The organism is Chitinophagales bacterium (assembly GCA_040877935.1).
Lineage (GTDB): Bacteria > Bacteroidota > Bacteroidia > Chitinophagales > CAIOSU01 > JBBDNB01.
In genome coordinates this window covers 55,288-72,739 of sequence record JBBDNB010000001.1, presented here as the reverse complement: position 1 = coordinate 72,739, position 17,452 = coordinate 55,288, and the positions used below count along the sequence as shown (strand labels likewise).

The following is a 17,452-nucleotide window of genomic DNA, read 5'->3' as shown; positions in this document are numbered from 1 at the left end:
TTTTTGTTTTCTGCGGCTAATTAAAAATGATCCCAAAGTACTGTCCGGAGAATATAATCAACAATAGAATTATATTGAGCAAATTAGCCCAGCGCTTGTTTTCCAGGCTCATAATCAAGTAGCTGAAAGCAAAGGACAAAGGTAAGGTTAAAATCATAAATTGCTTAAGATCTGGCGGAAATTCAACCAAAGCTGCTATAACACAAAAAGCCAGTAACCAGTAAAAAACAGTAAAGTACTTTCTGATCTTTATCTGGCTGTTGAAATAATTGGACTGAATCACAAATAAGGCAAATATGCTAATAATTATCAGTATTGCAGATTGTGTAAAATCCAACCAGTTCATTTGCTCAAACATCTGCCCCAGGGTTTTTACTTTTGGAGACAATTGCATTCCAAATCTTGAAACAAATTGTCCGCTCAAATAAAAATAAGCCAGGAGCAGATAGAAGGGGGTTAGGATTCCCAATACAAGAATTGTCCATTCGCGCCATATAAAGCCCCTGAATACAAATAACCCAATTATCAAAACAGGAATAAGCATTAGAAAAGGGAAATAAAAAAGTGCTGCGAGTGCAATTAAAAACCCACCATTGTATATGGCTTTAAATGCTTGTTTGGCATTGTATGCCAAAAAGAGCTGATTCAGGGAAAGCAGACAGAGGATATTGGCAAAGAGCATGGGGTGTAATTGCAGGAAATCAGTGAAATAACAACTGACTAAAATATACATATAGGCAGGCAAATGTGACTGACGGTCTATAAATTTAAAATCATTGAAAAACTGATTAAAGACCAAAGCAGCAAGAAAGTGCAGCACACTACTGATTATAAAAACGAGCCAGACCGGCATCCCGCTACTTAGATCAAACACCCTTACTAAAGATTGTGCAATTGGTGCCTGTACATCTGTATGGGCCAGGCTTATTCCATCAAAAAACAAACGCAAATGCAATATTAATACCAGCAGGAAAAGCGGGAGGATTAGAAATGGTTTGTTGTTGTCAAAGAATGAAAGCACGGGTTTAGTTAAAATTAAATTTCACAAGCCGGAAATAATTGCGCTTAAAACTGGGAATTAAAACCTCTGTTGCAGAAATTTGCTTGCCCAGTGAGGGCACCAGAAAAATATTATTATCTGCTGCATTCAATACAAATTTTCTTTGCTGCCCCCCTTTCTTATCTATTCTGTATGCGTTGATATTGGTTTTGTGATAAATTTCCTCATTGTAGATCAATCGGAGGTGGTTGTGTCTTGTTAGCAGGCAGTAGGAAGAAAAGAAACCTTCATCATCCTCTGAAACCTGTTTTTTTTTCACTACGGAATACCAGTCGAGCGAACCATCGGCTTTAGTTGACAGTACAATCACATCATTGTAGTAAATCACATTCACTGTGCGATAATTTGGCCCGGCAGAAGGTGTAAAGGAAGGAATTTCCATACTTTCAGTATTGTCAAAAGAGGACTCTATTAAAATATTCACTCCCCCGTCATAGCGCAGAACGATATCACTTATTTTAAAAGAATAAAACCCCTGCATTTTTTCATCTTCCTTGCCGGTAACTTTGGCAAATATCTCTCTATTGTAGGGTTCATAGCGATTTACTGTTAAAGCATCCAATTTTATATCGTAAATTCCGAGGTAATAGCCTTCTGATAATTTTCCTTCAGCATCGGCATATAGACCACTGAGTACTATGCTTTCGTTGTGATTGTCAATATCCATCATCAGCTTATCAAAAAAAGGCCTTTCAAAATCCACTCTGATCTGTATAAAAAGATCAGTGACTCTGTCGTATTTCCATAACAAGTATTCCGGCTGACTCATTGGTTTCCTATTATCTCCTTTCTTTTCGTGTTCCAGTAAAATGAATACATTTCCCTTGCTATCGGGTTCTACTTTTCTAAGGATATAATCTCCCGGCAAATTATTTTGAAAGTAGCTGCGTGTATATACCGAATCTTTACCTTGTATGCCTAAGAGATACAGCGCATCCATATTGTTGCCCTCATAAAAAGGCAAATAAGCAACTAAATGACTCCTGTCTTTAGAATGAACTATTTTCAGCCGGTCTTCAATCAGATATTTGTTATGACTTAGGGTGTCGAGTAGTATCGGTTGACTTGAATATTCAAATTTTGAGGACAGCAACATGCTTTTGATCTGCCCGATCCCATTTTGATCTATTGATGAAAAAAACATCCAGGTAGAGTCCGGAAAAATCACAAATCTCTTGATATCGGCTTCATCTTCTGGAATTCTAATTTTTTTAGACCATATATTTTTTAAATTGGAATTGAAAGCATTGATCTCATAATCCCCTTTGCCATATTTATAAAGTATAACCCCATCATTGTTCTTTCCCAGAATTTGAAAATTAGGGGTTTTACTGGAGATTTTTTCCGGCTCTGAAAAAGCAACATCCTGAGCTAAAGCCAGATTACCTATAAAAAATCCTAAGAAGAATATTAAAAGCTGTTGCACTATAAAAAAATTTAAAAGCAGATATCAATATTACAAAATAAAGGCGATACGGTTAAGCCAATTTTCTCGACAAAAACACATCCATTGAAAAATCTTAACAACATAAATTATTTAAAACCACTAAAACAATTTTTAGATAATTCTAAAAAACGTAAATTTGCAAGCCATGATAGAGAGTGAAAATCTTTGGCTTGCTTTTGGTCTTACACTATTTGCCGGATTATCAACGGGTATAGGTTCTACACTTGCTTTTTTTGCACAACCCACCAATAAAAAATTCCTTTCGGCTGTATTGGGTTTTTCTGCGGGAGTAATGCTCTATGTATCTTTTATAGAGGTTTTTCCGGTTGCACAGGAAATTTTGCAGGAAGAACTCGGAACTTCCAAAGGCACACTTTATACCGTTATTGGTTTTTTTGCGGGTATATTTATCATTGCCCTGATTGACCGCATGATTCCCTATGCAGAAAATCCACATGAGTTGAAAAACACTGAGGAAATGCTAAGGCCATTGCCACAAGGCGAGAATAAGGATATAATTAATAAAAAATATTTGGCCAGAATGGGCATGTTTACGGCATTGGCCATTGCCATTCACAACTTCCCGGAAGGAATAGTCACTTTTTTTTCTACTCTGCAGGATCCTGCTTTGGGTATTTCCCTGGCTATAGCCATTGCCATTCACAACATTCCCGAAGGCATTGCAATATCAGTTCCTATATATTATGCCACCGGCAGCAGAAGTAAAGCATTTCTTTACTCTTTCCTATCCGGATTGGCTGAACCGGCAGGAGCCCTGGCATTTTATTTTTTTCTGATGCCCTTTTTTAATGAAGTCGTTTTTGGAATGGTATTTTCCGCAGTTGGGGGAGTTATGGTATTTATTTCCTTAGATGAACTGTTACCGGCAGCACAAAAATACGGGGCGCATCACCATTCTATTTATGGGCTGATTCTCGGTATGCTTGTTATGGCCGTTAGCCTGCTAATAATTATTTAGCACTAATTTTTCCAATTTTTCTGCTTTGGGCAGCAAAACTTCCTCTTCTATTTTACTGTGAATGCGCAGATCCTTTTCAAAGAGCTGAATTTGCAGCAATAAAATATTCAAGGGGGAAAAACCGGCAGCCGGATATCGCTGGCGAATCATATTGATAATTTGAAGCAGCGCATTCTCATTTTCATCATTGTGCTGCTTTTTAAACTGTGCTATGCTAAAACCTTTTTTGTGTCTTTTTTTAAAGGTAACACTTGGCAGACAAAGCAGCTTATAGATATAAGGAAAAAGTTTTTCTTCTTCTTCCGCTATGTGCAAATGAATATCCCTTTGATAATCCATAAAAAAGAGCTTGAGCAAATCAAGCAATTCTTCAGCTTCTGAATAGAGCTGATAAAGATTATCGATACTTCGGTCTATTTTTGAAAAATAATAAGACTGATAGTATTGATGTGTGCTTTTTAAGTAATCCAAAACAACCGGTATGCTTGCGGACTTAAAATTTTCAGCTTCGAAACTTTCAGGGCTTTCAAGAACTACTGCAATATTTTTTACAAAGTCTTCAGTCAGCTGGTTTCGCGTTAAAAATTTACTAAATGGCTCTTGCCTGTTTTCAATTTTCAATGGATAACGATCCAATACCATTTGAAGATGATCGGAATTTTCACCTATTGAGTTTAGATAAGACTGTAATGAATTGCTCATAATCCTTAGGTTTTGTGTCTCAGTGAAATTAGAGAAAGTAGTTTGTCTGATCAATAGCTATTTGTAGCTATAAAATACAAAGCTGTATTTGAATTCCCATAAAGAACACATACATTAAAACCTTTAATGTTTTATTGAATCAAAAAAGTATTGAGTGTTATGAAAAAAGTGGTTTTATTTTGTTTTGCTGCATTGTTGTTTGTTCCTGATTCTAATCAATTGCTTGCCCAGTCCGAAACGAAAGTTGCCACCGTTAGACTGGTAAACTGGATGGGCGCACCAAAACGAAAAAGTGATGAGCAAAGACTGATTATTTCAAAACCTGGTGAAGATGTAATCATAAGGGAACTACAACAGCGCTATATTGATGGAGGCATGAATGAACAAATTGATTCAGATAACCGTATTATCAATGAAGAGTTTGCAAAGCTATACAATGAAGGCTACGAGCTGGAAACTTCCACTTCTTCAAATTTTTCAGTTCAACAGTCAGGAAGTATGATGAAGGGAGGTACACCAGAAGGTGGACGCGAAATCATTTACATTTTCGTCAAGGAATGATTTTAATCTGATATTTTTGATTGTTTTTTTACTACAAATTCCCATTTAAGTTTATTTTTACTGAAATAATTTTTTTATCATCAAAAATCATGAATCATGAAAAAAACAATGCCAATTTTAATGGCGGTGCTATTCTTTAGTGGAACAGCATTCGCACAAAAAATCAAAGTTTTAAAAGGAGATGTCTCAGCCTTTAAAGGCAAAGAACTTGTAAATATTGAATATGACTACAGCAGCATGGGTGTGGGAAAATTCAAAAAGGAAGAGGACTACATTGCAAAAAAGGTAAAAGAGTACAACGAAGATGAGCCTGGAAGGGGTGACAACTGGGCTGAGTCTTGGGTAGCAGACAGGGGAAATCGTTTTGAACCCAAGTTTGAAGAGCTTTTTAACAAACATGCCGAGGGCAAATCAGGAAGTGTGATTTTAGTCAAACATGGAGATAATGATCACACGGTTACGTTTAAAACCACTTATACCGAACCTGGTTTTAATATTGGTGTCATGAAAAAACCAGCTTCCATTAATGGGGAGTTAATTCTCACCGACTCAAGCGGGAAAGAACTGTTGAAAATGGCAATTTTCGGATGTCCAGGTAGTCAGTTTGCAGGAATGGATTTCGATACAGGAACACGCCTTGCTGAATCCTATGCAAAATGCGGAAAGGAATTGGCAAAATACATCGCCAAAAAAGGACTGAAATAAATATAGCTGCATTTAGCGGAAAAAAATCCCGGTACATTTTCTGCTTGTACCGGGATTTTTTATCTTAACAAAAAAATACAACTATGAAAACGCTAAGCCTTTTAATGATCAATCTTATTTTACTTTCATTATTTCAAATTAAAGCAGCTGGAATAGAAGATGTAAAAGCTGCTGACGAATTGGTTTGGTTTGGAATTGACTATACAAAAGTGCAATGTATAGAAGATGCCGAAGGATCAGGCTTCACCAATCCAAATGATATTGTAAATCGCATGTTCCAGTCCTGGAACGGCTTGTTTATCAGCGAAAAAGACAAATACGACCTTCAAGGCATTTTCAAAAAAAATGAAATAAAATACAACAATGAATCGGTCAATAAACTCAATTCAAAAGTTGACCCCAATCAATTGGTGAAAAAAGAGGCCAGTGAATTTAGCGAGGATCAATTAGCAGGAATGATCAAGAAGTATGATTCAGGTGGAAATTCCGGGATTGGACTTGTGTTCATTGCAGAGACACTGAATAAGGCCACTGAAAAAGGCTCCTATCACCTGGTATTTTTTGACATTGAAAGCAGAAAAATCCTTTTCAGCAAAAAAATGCAGGGCGATGCAGGCGGCTTTGGTTTTAGAAACTATTGGGCAAAAAGTTTTTACCTGGTATTAGATGACGCAGAAAAGCAGTATAAAAAGAAGTGGTAATGCGGTTGGGTATATACCAATATCTCTATGTTTTTATCTGCTAAGGTACTTTTCACAATTCAATATACTCAATTTTACAGCTAAGAACTGTCCTATAAATTGCTTTAAATCAAAGCAATAAGTGTATCTCTTATAAATAAACTACAATTTGGTTTTTACTGCACTTAGCGATAATTTTGCAGCCTTATACCAACACCAGCAATTTTAGTTGATCGTATTTGCTGTAAACATTAATAAGCTTAGCATATTTACCACATGAGTCAAAAAACAATAGCTCCGCGCAAGGACATTTCTGCTCTTGACGCCAAATTCGAAGCGCAAAAACTTTCCTTTGCTCCAGTAGCATTTCAATGCGCTCGAGTGCTTCGAGATAAAGGGATACTCAAATTGATCTCAGATGCTGGCAAGGAAGGAATAAGTGCCCGAGAGATTCATGAAAAATCAGGTGTTTCTCTTTATGGAGTAAAAGTGCTGCTTGATATGGCAGCTAGCTTAATGTTAGTGGATTACATTGAAGAAGAGCGCTACGTGCTAATGAAAACCGGCTATTTTATCCTCAATGATAAAATGTCGAATGTCAACATGGACTTTATTCACGATGTCTGTTATCAGGGCTTGTTTTATCTGGGTGAAGCTATTGACAAACAGAAACCTTCCGGCCTGAAAGTTTTTGGAGAATGGGAAACAATCTATGACGCTCTTTCTGAACTTCCAGAAAAAGTCCGCGAAAGCTGGTTTGCTTTTGATCATTTTTATTCTGACAATGCTTTTCCTAAAGCCTTAGAAATTGTATTTTCTGAAAAACCTGCCAAACTATTTGATGTAGGTGGAAATACCGGACGCTGGGCCCTGGAATGTGTGAAATACGATCCCGATGTGGAAGTCACTATTCTCGATCTGCCCGGACAATTGCGAGATGCAGAAAAGACAGCTAAAGAAAACGGATTTGAAAACAGAATAAAAGGCTATGAAATTAACCTGCTGGATGAAAATCAAAAATTCCCTGAAGGAGCCGATGCCATTTGGATGAGCCAATTCCTGGATTGTTTTTCCGAGGAGCAGATACTTAGTATATTAAACCGGGCAAGAGAAGCTATGGATTCCGGTACAAAACTCTATATTATGGAAACTTACTGGGACCGTCAGCGTTTTGAAGCAGCAACTTATAGCCTGAATGCCACTTCATTGTATTTCACTGCAATGGCCAACGGAAATAGCAGAATGTACCATTCAAAAGACATGATCAAACAAGTGCATCGCGCAGGTTTGGTAGTAGATCAGGACACCGATGAAGTAGGACTTGGGCATACCTTATTTCGTTGTAAATTGGCCTGATTCAACAATAATATATTTTAATTGTTCAAAGCACTTAATGATAAGTTTTAAAAGAGAAAATCTCGATCTGAATATATTTTCTGAAATTGTACAGGGCAAGCAAGCATTTCAAATAGATGCTAACGCTTTAGCTTTTGTAAATAAGAGTTTTGATTTTCTTTCAGAATTTGCAAAAGATAAAGTAATCTATGGCATAAATACGGGGTTCGGGCCAATGGCTCAGTACAGGGTTGAAGATGAAAAAGGCAAGCAGCTACAGTTAAATCTTATCAGAAGCCATGCATCAGGAGCGGGGGCGCCATTAATTGCAGAAGATGTACGTGCTACAATGCTTTGCAGGCTAAACACCTTATTGCTCGGATATTCAGGAGTACATGAAAGTACGGTGAATTCCCTAAAAGATTTCCTGAATACTGATACCATTCCCTATATCCCCTCTCATGGAGGCGTGGGCGCCAGTGGAGATTTAGTGCAATTGGCGCACCTTGCGCTTACAATGATTGGCGAAGGTGAAATTATAGAACAGTGTAGAACTATACCTGTTTCTCAATCAAAGAATGCTGATAAAATTCAGTTTGCCGAAATAAAAATCCGTGAAGGCCTGGCCATTATGAATGGAACAGCAGCTATGACGGGGATTGGCCTGAACAATATCCTGAAAGCACAGCGCCTGCTCAACTGGAGTACAGCACTATCTTCAGTTATCAATGAGGTAATGGGCTCCTATGACGATCACCTGTCAAAGGAATTGAATGGTGCTAAAAAACACAAAGGACAGCAAAAGATAGCCGCAACAATGCGCCATGTGCTTGCCGACAGCAAAAGCATAAAGCAACGTTCAGAATCCTTGTACAGTGGAGATAAAGTCACTAAGGTATTTAAAGAAAAAGTGCAGGAATACTATTCACTGCGCTGCGTGCCTCAAATTCTGGGGCCGGTGCTCGATACTTTAAAAAGGTCGGAAAGAATATTATTGGAGGAAGTCAATTCTGCCAATGACAACCCGATAATTGATGTGGCTAATAAAAACGTATTTCACGGAGGTAATTTCCATGGCGATTATGTTTCCTTCGAAATGGACAAACTGAAAATAGCCATTACAAAATTGAGTATGCTGGCAGAAAGACAACTCAACTATTTGCTCAATAATAAACTCAATGAAAAATTGCCACCATTTATAAACCTGGGAGAACTCGGTTTCAATTTTGGGTTGCAAGGCATGCAGTTTACGGCAACCTCCACTACTGCAGAAAATCAAATGCTGTCGAACCCAATGTATGTGCACAGCATCCCTAATAATAATGACAACCAGGATATTGTAAGCATGGGCACCAATTCTGCTTTGATGGCGAGAAAAGTGATTGACAATTCATTTGAAATATTGGCCATTGAAACTATTGCCATTTGCCAGGCCATAGATTATTTAAAAAACAAGGACAAACTATCCTCCTGCGGAAAAAAATTACACGAGCTTATCCGCAATGAACTGGAGCCAATCAAAGAAGACCGGCCTGCCTACAATGCCATTCACAAAGTGACTGAGCTGATTAAAAACAATGCACTGATCAATGAAGACAATGGACAATAAATACGCATTAATAACAGGGGCTTCCAGGGGAATTGGAAAAGCCATTGCTTTGAAAATTGCAAAGATGGATTATACCATTTTGGTCAATTACCGCTCCAATGAAGCTGCCGCTGATGCAACTGTAGAAGAAATAAAAGCAGCCGGGGGAAAGGCCGAAAAAATGCCTTTTGATGTCTCCGATCCAAAAGCCATAGAAACAGCTATGGATGCCTGGAAAAAAGACCATCCGGAAGGAAATATAGAAGTATTGGTGAATAATGCAGGAATCAGAAAGGACAACCTGATGATGCTGATGAAAGATGAGGAATGGAATGATGTGATCAGTACCAACCTCAATAGTTTTTTTCACGTAACCCGCAGTGTAATAAAAGGTATGATCTCCAATCGCTATGGCAGAATCATCAATATCGTATCGCTTTCAGGAGTAAAAGGAATGCCCGGACAAACCAATTATTCAGCAGCAAAAGCGGGTGTAATAGCCGCTACAAAATCGCTGGCACAGGAAATGGGCAGAAGAAAAATTACAGTGAATGCAGTAGCCCCCGGATTTATTGAAACAGATATGACAGAAGATATACCGGAAGAGAACTTTAAAAATCTTATTCCACTTAGAAGGTTTGGAAAACCGGAAGAAGTAGCAGCTATAGTAAACTTCTTGGCCAGTTCTGAATCAGCATATATTACCGGAGAAGTTATTCATGTGAATGGCGGAATATACACTTGATTTACAGGTGCTGTTCCTTTAGATTTGCAGACTTATAAAAATGAAAAGAGTAGTTATAACAGGCACAGGAATTTACTCCTGCATCGGCAAAAATGTCGATGAGGTCAGCAACTCTTTGTACAAGGGGAAATCGGGAATTGTTTTTGAGCAAGAACGAAAAGATTATGGTTTTCGCTCTGCACTTACCGGACATGTAGAACAGCCCAATTTAAAAGGGCTGGTATCGCGCAGGCAAAGAGTAGGAATGGCCGAAGAAGTAGAATACGCCTACCTGGCTACTGTTGAAGCACTTGAAAATGCCGGTGTGGATGAAGAACTATTGCTGGAGAAAAAAGCAGGTATTATTTATGGAAATGACAGTTCTGCGCGTGCAGTAGTAGAAGGTACAGATGTTATTCGCGAGAAAAAAGACACAACCCTATTGGGTTCTGGAAATATTTTCCAGGCCATGAATTCTACCGTAACGATGAATTTATCGACCATTTTTAAGCTCAAGGGGATCAATTTCACAATAAGTGCGGCTTGTGCCAGCGGCTCTCATTCCATTGGAATGGGCTACTTCCTCATAAAAAGCGGATTGCAGGAAATGGTAGTTTGCGGAGGTGCACAGGAAGTCAATAAATACTGTTTTGGGAGTTTTGATGCACTGAGTGTTTTTTCTTTGCGGGAAAATGATCCGCACAAAGCTTCCCGTCCTTTTGATAAGGACAGGGACGGATTGGTGCCAAGTGGCGGAGGTGCTACACTGATTCTCGAAAGCCTTGAATCTGCACAAAAAAGAGGTGCGAAAATACTGGGAGAAGTTGTAGGATATGGTTTTTCATCAAATGGTGAACATATTTCCAACCCCAATATTGAAGGCCCGCAAGATTCGCTGGAAATGTGCCTGAAACAAGCTGGAATGAAAGCCGGTGAAATAGAATACATCAATGCACACGCCACTTCTACACCTGCCGGTGACAGCAACGAAGCCAAAGCCATCGACCGTGTTTTTGGCAGCTCAAAACCTTGGGTGAGTTCTACTAAATCAATGACCGGGCATGAGTGTTGGATGGCCGGAGCCAGTGAAATTATCTATTCGCTGATTATGATGGAAAAAGGATTTATAGCACCCAACATCAATTTTGAGCATCCCGATGAAGATTCTGAAAAATTGCGCATTGCAGATAAAACAGTAGAGCAGAACATCAATACTTTTCTCTCAAATTCTTTTGGATTTGGAGGAACAAATTCATCGATTATTGTGAAAAAATTTATTTTGTAATTTTGCCCTATGAACTACGATTCAATTGTTAAAAAAACCAATCATTTTCTTGTCGAAGAATTCGAAGTAGAAGAAAGTGAAATTGCGCCTGAAAAGGATCTGAAGGAGACTTTAGATCTTGATAGCCTTGATTATGTAGATCTGGTAGTAGTGATTGAAAATAATTTTGGCTTTAAAGTAAAGGGTGAAGATTTCAAGGAAATTCTCACTTTTCAGGATTTTTACAACTACATACACAATCGCCTGGAGAATAAATTAGAAGTATAATCCCCTTGAATGGCAAAATGGAAAGGGCAAAGCAGAGGAAACCAACTTGGCTATCGAATTTTTATCTGGACAATTAAAAATCTCGGATTAGCACCTGCCTATTTTATTCTGCGATTTGTAGCCTTGTATTTTTTCTTTTTTGGCGGTACGCCCAACAAGCACATCAAATACTACTTCCGACAAAGACTTGGTTTTTCAAAATGGAAAAGCTTAAGGGCTTTGTATTCCAATTACTATGTTTTTGGCCAAACACTTTTAGACAAAGTGGCCATTATGGCCGGAATGAAAGACAAATTCAGCTATCACTTTGACGGTGAGCACCATCTTGTAGAAATGGCCAACAGCACCGGTGGCATATTAATATCTGCGCATCTCGGCAACTGGGAAATTGCAGGAAACTTCCTCAACCGGCTCAATTGCCCTTTTAATATTGTGATGTATGACAATGAGCACGAACAAATAAAACAAATGCTGGACGAAGTAATGACCGATAAAAATTTCAAAGTCATAGTTGTCCGGGAAAACGATCTTTCCCATTTGTTTGAAATCAACAATGCCATAAGAAACAAAGAACTGATCTGTTTTCATGGCGATAGGTTTGTAGAAGGTGGAAAATCCGCTAAAAAGAATTTTCTTGGCAAGGAAGCAGAATTTCCACTGGGGCCCTTTGCATTGGCCACCAAATACAAATTTCCTTATTCCCTGGTTTATGCCATGAAAGAATCGAGTTATCACTATCATTTTACAGCTACCCCAGGAAAAGTACATGAAGGAAAACCGGAAGAGCTGCTTGAAGAGTATATCGCTTTATTGGAGCATAAAATCAGCCAGTACCCTTTGCAATGGTTTAATTATTATGATTTTTGGAACAATAATGCTGATAAAGAGCAATAAGTCTTTAGTTTTTGTAGATAAATTGTTGTTTTTATACTGAATTGGAACAAAAACACTGATCTGAATGTAGTTTAGAGGTAAGTAAAAACTCCGGTTAACAATGCAAAAAAAAACTGATAAATGGTCAATAGACTTTACTTCAAAAAAAAGTAAAAGGAAGCATCCTGTTTCTTTTTTACAGATTGCGAAAAACCATATAGTAAAGCCTCAGAAAGATATCCCGAAAAAATTATCAACTTCAATTGACAAAATTGTTTCTGGTAAATAAATATGTCATTGACAGCAGTATACTTATTTAAAAATAAAGGGACTGATATACTTGTGTAACCTAAGAAGATAATACAATCAGATCAAATATCATTAGTCGGGTTTTTAAATCATAATTAGGAGGCAAATCCATAAACTTCTTTTCTTGTTCCTCAGTAGAAAAAAGAAACTTGAATCCATTTCTTGAATAATAGGATATGGGAACTGTTTCATTATATGAATCTACTACTACAAACCTACATCCAGTTTTATTCTCAGAATCAATAAACCAAGATTTGATAAAATCCATGAGTTCTCGACCGATACCTTTTCCGTGATATTTTTCACTAACTCCCAAACGACCAATCAGTACTGCCGGGTAGCTTCTGTTGTGTTTTACCCTTGGGATCTCTTTATTAACTTTCTTTTTTCTACTATTTGGCAGAAAAGTAGTCTTGATACTATCATTTGAAATTGTAAAAGCACAGACTATTTCTTTGGGATCCTTGTTTAACTGAAAACAATATGTTTTTCCAAGTAACTCCTTGTTATAATTGTGTGAGTCATTGGAAAAAAAATCGTTCAAATCACCATGACCACAATCAAATTGATTACAAGATGAAAGTAGATCTTCTGATAATACAGAAAAGGTGCAATTATCCTCAAGAAAAGCCACAATGATTAAGACTGCTTAATCTTGGCTTTGTCTAAGATAGATCGAGCAGTTTGAATTTGTTTGCTAAAATCGATTGAAGCTCTATTTCTAGTGGCTTCATTAGCATTTTTAACAAAGTCTTTTGCTACTTTATCTTTTAAGGTTGGTATACTTTTGATTGCAATTGCCATTGTTTCTTTTTTATTCGGTTAAAGCAAATCTACTAAAATTATTACAAGTTAATAACCAAAATAAAATTCTTTTAGTTCTTAGCATCTTAAACGCTATACTTAGTTTAAAGTGTTTTTCTTTTGATTATCCTTATTTAAAACATTTTCTAAAGACTTCTTAAAAGACTTGTCGTTCTTAATGTCTTTGTCAGGGACATTTATGTCCCTATGCTTCTTTTTAAGCTCCGCTATCTTCTTTTTATCCTTATCTGACATTTCCTTTCAAAGTTTTATAATCTAATCTTTTGCCGTTGGTATTAGCCAGTAGGACATCAAATCTTGAACCTTCTGACAAATCCTTGTTATTGAAACGAAATGTAAACTCATTTACGTACTTATCCAAGTGTTTGTCTGAAACATTGTGATAAATTCCTACTAAACCTCTTTTCAACAACGCCCAAAAGCTTTCAATGTTATTGGTGTGGACACTTCCGTTTACGTATTCTCCTGCTGAATGTTTTACAAATCTATGGCTATAATCACCCTTTAATGATTTGTAAGCATTAAATTCATCAGTATAGATATTGCCGCCTTTTTCAACTTTATCCTCTACAATAGGCAAAATATGCTTTTTGCGCGTGTTTATAACCGGAACTGCATAAACTTTACCGTCCCTTTCAATGATTCCCAAGACAGGTGTTTTGGTCTTAGACGATCTGCCTTGTGTGCCTTTGGTTCTTTTATTAGCGTGTTTGTTGCTTTCTTTTCCACCAATATAGGTTTCATCTATTTCAACATCATTTGAGAATTTATCATTCCCAGGTGCAAAAGCATGTCTTACACGTTGTAATACAAACCAAGCTGTTTTTTGAGTGATCTTTAAGTCTCTTGACAATTGATGTGAGCTAATGCCTTTTTTGTGTGCTGTGATTAAGTAGATAGCAATAAACCATTTTCTTAAAGGTAGTTTGCTGTCCTCGAATATTGTACCAACTCTAACGCTAAACTGTTTCTTACAAGATTTACATCTTTTGCCTCTTTTGGTTGTATTAAGTTCGTAGGGCTTAGTTCTAAAAAGAACAGCAAAAGTGTTAGATTAGCAGGATGAAAGACTACAAACAGCTAATGGAGCAGTTCAGGGGCCTAAGCCCCTCTCAGCAGGAATCGATCCTGTCGGAGCTACTTATGATCAGGGAGGCATCAAGCCCAGTACTGGAAGAGCTCGAAGCGGAAGTAGGTGAATCATCGCACCGCAAGCCCTGCCCGCACTGCAAGAGCCAAAAGGTTTACAAGCGCGGGAAGCAGAAGGGCGTACAGATGTACCAGTGCAGGGAATGCGACAAATGGTACAGCCAGACAACCGGCACTCCCTTATGGGACATCAAGAAGAAGGAAAAATGGCAGCACTATCTTGAGTGTATGCAGCGCGGGACGGGCATCAAGAAAACTGCCGAGGAAGTAGGGATAAGCATCCAGACCAGTTTTGATTGGCGGCATAAGATACTGAGCACGCTGGGATCCCAGGAGCCTTGTAAGCTAGGAGGCACTGTTGAGTGTGATGAGATGGAGCTCTCGCTGAGCAAAAAGGGCGACAGGAACCTGGACAGGGAGCCGAGGAAGAGGGGCACGGACTTCAAAAGGAACGATGGCGGGAAGCACAACGTGACCACGGTGCAAGTAGTGGCGGCAGTGGACAGGGACGGGAACAAGTTCCTCAGGGCGGTGGAGAGCAAAAGGCTGACCGCCAAACAGATCAGGAAGGCAATCGGCAAAAAACTGAGCCTGAAGTCCACGCTGATAACTGATGAGCACCCTTCCTTTAAAAAATTCGCTGGTACACGTGCGGGGATTACGCACAAGACCGTGAACTCCAAGGATCACGTGAACCCGTCTGACAGGAGCGTCCATGTGCAGAGGGTAAACAATGCGCACAAACAGTTAAGGGACTTTCTTTCGAGGTTCAACGGTGTCAGCAGCAAATACCTGCAGAACTACCTGAACTGGTACGCTTATGGCGGGAAGATGAACGATACCCTAAACCAGCTCAAGCAATGGTTCTGTACCATACTGGCATCGGACATGGCCTACAACCTTTTCCTGCTCTACAAACAAAATGCTGTGTTAATTAGAACTTAGCCGTTCGTAGCAAGTATCATGTCCGCAATGTACACATGTAGGTACTCCGTTCCATCTTAGTTTAGCAAGATAGGCAACACATTTATCTTCTGTATTAAAGTATTCAATGAGTTCATAGAAGCTGTCAAAATCTCTAATTTCCTTTACACTACACATATTGTTTCCTTTTCGTTCAATTATTATAGTATAAATTTAAGAAAATATTCTTTATTAACCAAACTTTTTATAAAGTTTTTTCGGTTTGTTTACATGGTTTATTTTCAGATATTTGTATCTAAACCAAAACAAACAGCAATGGGAAAATTTATTGAATTGAAACAGATATTAAGCAATAGGCCAGACGATACTATATCGATCATATTAAATACTGACACTATCCACAAATTATATGAAAATAATGGACAGTTAAATATTGAATGTATGAAACCAGAAAAAACAAGATTAGTTGTTAAGGATTCATATGATGACATCAAGAAACTTTTAGAGCAGCTTTAAGCTCTCTATCTAAATCTTCAAGAACCTCATTTACCTCTCTTTGAGATTTACCTTGTAGTATTTCAAGTATTTTTTCTACTTCTTTCATATCTTATAATTTTTATTGGTTACACAAGTATATCAGTCCCAAAATAAAAAGAAATGAATAAAATAAATCAACCACTATCCAATGTTCAATGTCCAATTGGAGATTTTAAAAGCCTTTTCTTTTGATTTGGATGAAGAAGAGCTAAAAAATTTCAAAGATGTTATTGCAAGATATTTTGCCAATAAAGCCTGGGATAAAAAAGGTTTTACTGATAAATATGTCGATAAAATACTCAATACAAAAATGAGAAAATCAAAGGATTAAGTTTGATGAAAGTAATTCTCGACACCAATGTTTTATTGGTAAGCATCTCTGAAAAATCTAAACTCCACTTTGTTTTCAAAAGCCTTGTTAAAAAGCAAAATATTGATTTTCCAAAAGTAAGAGTAATTGATACTGCTGAATTCAGAAGAATATTAAAACAGTAAGGGCTAAATTAATGGCTATGAAAAGACAGAATGCACCTACTTTTTATACTGAACATATAATCCACTGCCAACAAACAATCGAATGAAAAAAGTACTGGTCATTTATTATTCCCAAACCGGGCAATTGAAAGAACTGGCAGAGCATTGTGTTAAACCTTTGCTCAATGCCGAAAATATACAGGTAGATTACCTCAATATTCAAACCAGGGAAAAATTCCCCTTTCCCTGGACAGCACAAGAATTTTTTGGTGTTTTTCCCGAAACGGTTTACAATACCCCCTTTGAATTAGAGCCTTTGGAAAATACCGCCACCGATTATGATTTAATCGTTTTGGCTTATACCGTTTGGTACATGAACCCATCAATTCCCATCAATTCATTTTTAAAAAGTGCACATGCCAAAAAACTATTTGATGGCAAAAAAGTAGTGACACTTATTGGCGCAAGGAATATGTGGGTACTTTGCCAGCAAAAGGTCAAAGGCTTTTTGAAGGACTTGAATGCCAGGTTAATTGGGAACATTGCCCTGGTGGACCGGGCCAAAAACCTGACCAGTATTGTTACCGTCATTCGCTGGATGTTTTATGGAAAGAAAGATGCTTTTCTGTTTTTTCCACCGGCTGGCATTGCACAGCAAGATATTATTAACAGCCAGCGTTTTGGCAATAGCATTCTGAGTTATCTTGAGGAAAAAACCAGGGAAGAAGATTTACAAAAAGAACTTAATGCACTTGGCGCAACCGAAATTCAACCCAATCTTTTGGTTTTAGAAAAAAGAGCCACTAAACTTTTCAAAAAATACGCTGATTTTATTGCCAAAAAAGGCGGATACAAAGATCCTGCCCGCAAAACACGAGTGAAAATGCTTTCCTACAGTATTCCGGTAGGCGCCTTTGTTTTATCGCCTATTACCACTATTATGACCTATTTGGTAAGTCTGATCAAACGCAAAGAAATTGAAAAGGAAATAGCCTATCACAAACAAAATAAGCTATAAATCACGTTTG

At 37.8% G+C, this 17,452-nt stretch carries 21 protein-coding genes; 14 read left to right on the top strand and 7 right to left on the bottom strand.

What is annotated here, in order from left to right:
• Positions 1-16: 16 nt before the first annotated feature.
• Both WD048_00330 and WD048_00325 read right to left on the bottom strand, forming a co-directional pair.
• On the bottom strand, positions 17-1,021 hold the full coding sequence (locus WD048_00330) for a hypothetical protein (protein ID MEX0810626.1): 1,005 nt from the start codon (positions 1,019-1,021) through the stop codon (positions 17-19).
• A gap of 4 nt (positions 1,022-1,025) precedes the next feature.
• A complete protein-coding gene (locus WD048_00325) occupies positions 1,026-2,486 on the bottom strand; it encodes a hypothetical protein (protein ID MEX0810625.1) in 1,461 nt (486 codons plus the stop codon).
• A gap of 166 nt (positions 2,487-2,652) precedes the next feature.
• Between WD048_00325 and zupT the strand changes: the two genes are divergently transcribed.
• Positions 2,653-3,486 carry a zinc transporter ZupT gene (gene zupT, locus WD048_00320; protein MEX0810624.1) on the top strand — a complete coding sequence of 278 codons (834 nt, stop codon included), beginning with the start codon at positions 2,653-2,655 and terminating at the stop codon, positions 3,484-3,486.
• Here zupT and WD048_00315 read toward each other — a convergent pair.
• The gene (locus WD048_00315; protein MEX0810623.1) at positions 3,472-4,188 is read right to left on the bottom strand and encodes a hemerythrin domain-containing protein; all 717 of its coding nucleotides are present in this window, start codon (positions 4,186-4,188) and stop codon (positions 3,472-3,474) included. The genes zupT and WD048_00315 overlap by 15 nt on opposite strands.
• 159 nt (positions 4,189-4,347) lie before the next feature.
• Here WD048_00315 and WD048_00310 point away from each other — a divergent pair, with 159 nt between their 5' ends.
• From WD048_00310 to WD048_00270, 9 genes are all read left to right on the top strand, one after another.
• Positions 4,348-4,749 carry a hypothetical protein gene (locus WD048_00310; GenBank protein MEX0810622.1) on the top strand — a complete coding sequence of 134 codons (402 nt, stop codon included), beginning with the start codon at positions 4,348-4,350 and terminating at the stop codon, positions 4,747-4,749.
• Positions 4,750-4,845: 96 nt separating this feature from the next.
• The gene (locus tag WD048_00305; protein ID MEX0810621.1) at positions 4,846-5,454 is read left to right on the top strand and encodes a hypothetical protein; all 609 of its coding nucleotides are present in this window, start codon (positions 4,846-4,848) and stop codon (positions 5,452-5,454) included.
• An 83-nt stretch (positions 5,455-5,537) separates the two neighbouring features.
• Entirely contained in the window at positions 5,538-6,155 is a 618-nt protein-coding gene (locus tag WD048_00300; GenBank protein MEX0810620.1) for a hypothetical protein, read from the top strand.
• A gap of 255 nt (positions 6,156-6,410) precedes the next feature.
• Positions 6,411-7,490, top strand: coding sequence for a methyltransferase (locus WD048_00295; protein ID MEX0810619.1), 1,080 nt, complete (start codon positions 6,411-6,413; stop codon positions 7,488-7,490).
• Between the two features lie 37 nt (positions 7,491-7,527).
• Positions 7,528-9,078, top strand: coding sequence for an aromatic amino acid ammonia-lyase (locus WD048_00290; GenBank protein MEX0810618.1), 1,551 nt, complete (start codon positions 7,528-7,530; stop codon positions 9,076-9,078).
• The gene (gene fabG, locus WD048_00285; GenBank protein MEX0810617.1) at positions 9,059-9,802 is read left to right on the top strand and encodes a 3-oxoacyl-[acyl-carrier-protein] reductase; all 744 of its coding nucleotides are present in this window, start codon (positions 9,059-9,061) and stop codon (positions 9,800-9,802) included. Before WD048_00290 ends, fabG begins: the two co-directional genes overlap by 20 nt.
• Before the next feature lie 40 nt (positions 9,803-9,842).
• A complete protein-coding gene (locus WD048_00280) occupies positions 9,843-11,066 on the top strand; it encodes a beta-ketoacyl-[acyl-carrier-protein] synthase family protein (GenBank protein ID MEX0810616.1) in 1,224 nt (407 codons plus the stop codon).
• A gap of 9 nt (positions 11,067-11,075) precedes the next feature.
• A complete protein-coding gene (locus WD048_00275) occupies positions 11,076-11,333 on the top strand; it encodes an acyl carrier protein (GenBank protein MEX0810615.1) in 258 nt (85 codons plus the stop codon).
• Between the two features lie 9 nt (positions 11,334-11,342).
• On the top strand, positions 11,343-12,227 hold the full coding sequence (locus WD048_00270) for a lipid A biosynthesis acyltransferase (protein ID MEX0810614.1): 885 nt from the start codon (positions 11,343-11,345) through the stop codon (positions 12,225-12,227).
• A gap of 328 nt (positions 12,228-12,555) precedes the next feature.
• On the opposite strand, the gene WD048_00265 is transcribed toward WD048_00270, so the two are convergent.
• The 4 genes from WD048_00265 to WD048_00250 form a co-directional block, all read right to left on the bottom strand.
• On the bottom strand, positions 12,556-13,149 hold the full coding sequence (locus WD048_00265) for a GNAT family N-acetyltransferase (protein MEX0810613.1): 594 nt from the start codon (positions 13,147-13,149) through the stop codon (positions 12,556-12,558).
• A 5-nt stretch (positions 13,150-13,154) separates the two neighbouring features.
• Entirely contained in the window at positions 13,155-13,319 is a 165-nt protein-coding gene (locus WD048_00260; protein MEX0810612.1) for a hypothetical protein, read from the bottom strand.
• A gap of 99 nt (positions 13,320-13,418) precedes the next feature.
• Positions 13,419-13,574, bottom strand: a complete 156-nt coding sequence (locus WD048_00255) for a hypothetical protein (protein ID MEX0810611.1) — start codon at positions 13,572-13,574, stop codon at positions 13,419-13,421.
• A complete protein-coding gene (locus WD048_00250) occupies positions 13,564-14,283 on the bottom strand; it encodes an IS1595 family transposase (GenBank protein ID MEX0810610.1) in 720 nt (239 codons plus the stop codon). Before WD048_00250 ends, WD048_00255 begins: the two co-directional genes overlap by 11 nt.
• 119 nt (positions 14,284-14,402) lie before the next feature.
• Between WD048_00250 and WD048_00245 the strand changes: the two genes are divergently transcribed.
• From WD048_00245 to WD048_00230, 4 genes are all read left to right on the top strand, one after another.
• Positions 14,403-15,434 carry an IS1595 family transposase gene (locus WD048_00245; GenBank protein MEX0810609.1) on the top strand — a complete coding sequence of 344 codons (1,032 nt, stop codon included), beginning with the start codon at positions 14,403-14,405 and terminating at the stop codon, positions 15,432-15,434.
• 664 nt (positions 15,435-16,098) lie between these two features.
• Positions 16,099-16,281, top strand: a complete 183-nt coding sequence (locus tag WD048_00240) for a hypothetical protein (GenBank protein ID MEX0810608.1) — start codon at positions 16,099-16,101, stop codon at positions 16,279-16,281.
• Between the two features lie 2 nt (positions 16,282-16,283).
• On the top strand, positions 16,284-16,445 hold the full coding sequence (locus WD048_00235; GenBank protein MEX0810607.1) for a hypothetical protein: 162 nt from the start codon (positions 16,284-16,286) through the stop codon (positions 16,443-16,445).
• 82 nt (positions 16,446-16,527) lie between these two features.
• Positions 16,528-17,442: a hypothetical protein gene (locus tag WD048_00230; GenBank protein MEX0810606.1), complete on the top strand. Its 915-nt coding sequence runs from the start codon at positions 16,528-16,530 to the stop codon at positions 17,440-17,442.
• The last annotated feature ends 10 nt before the right edge of the window (positions 17,443-17,452 follow it).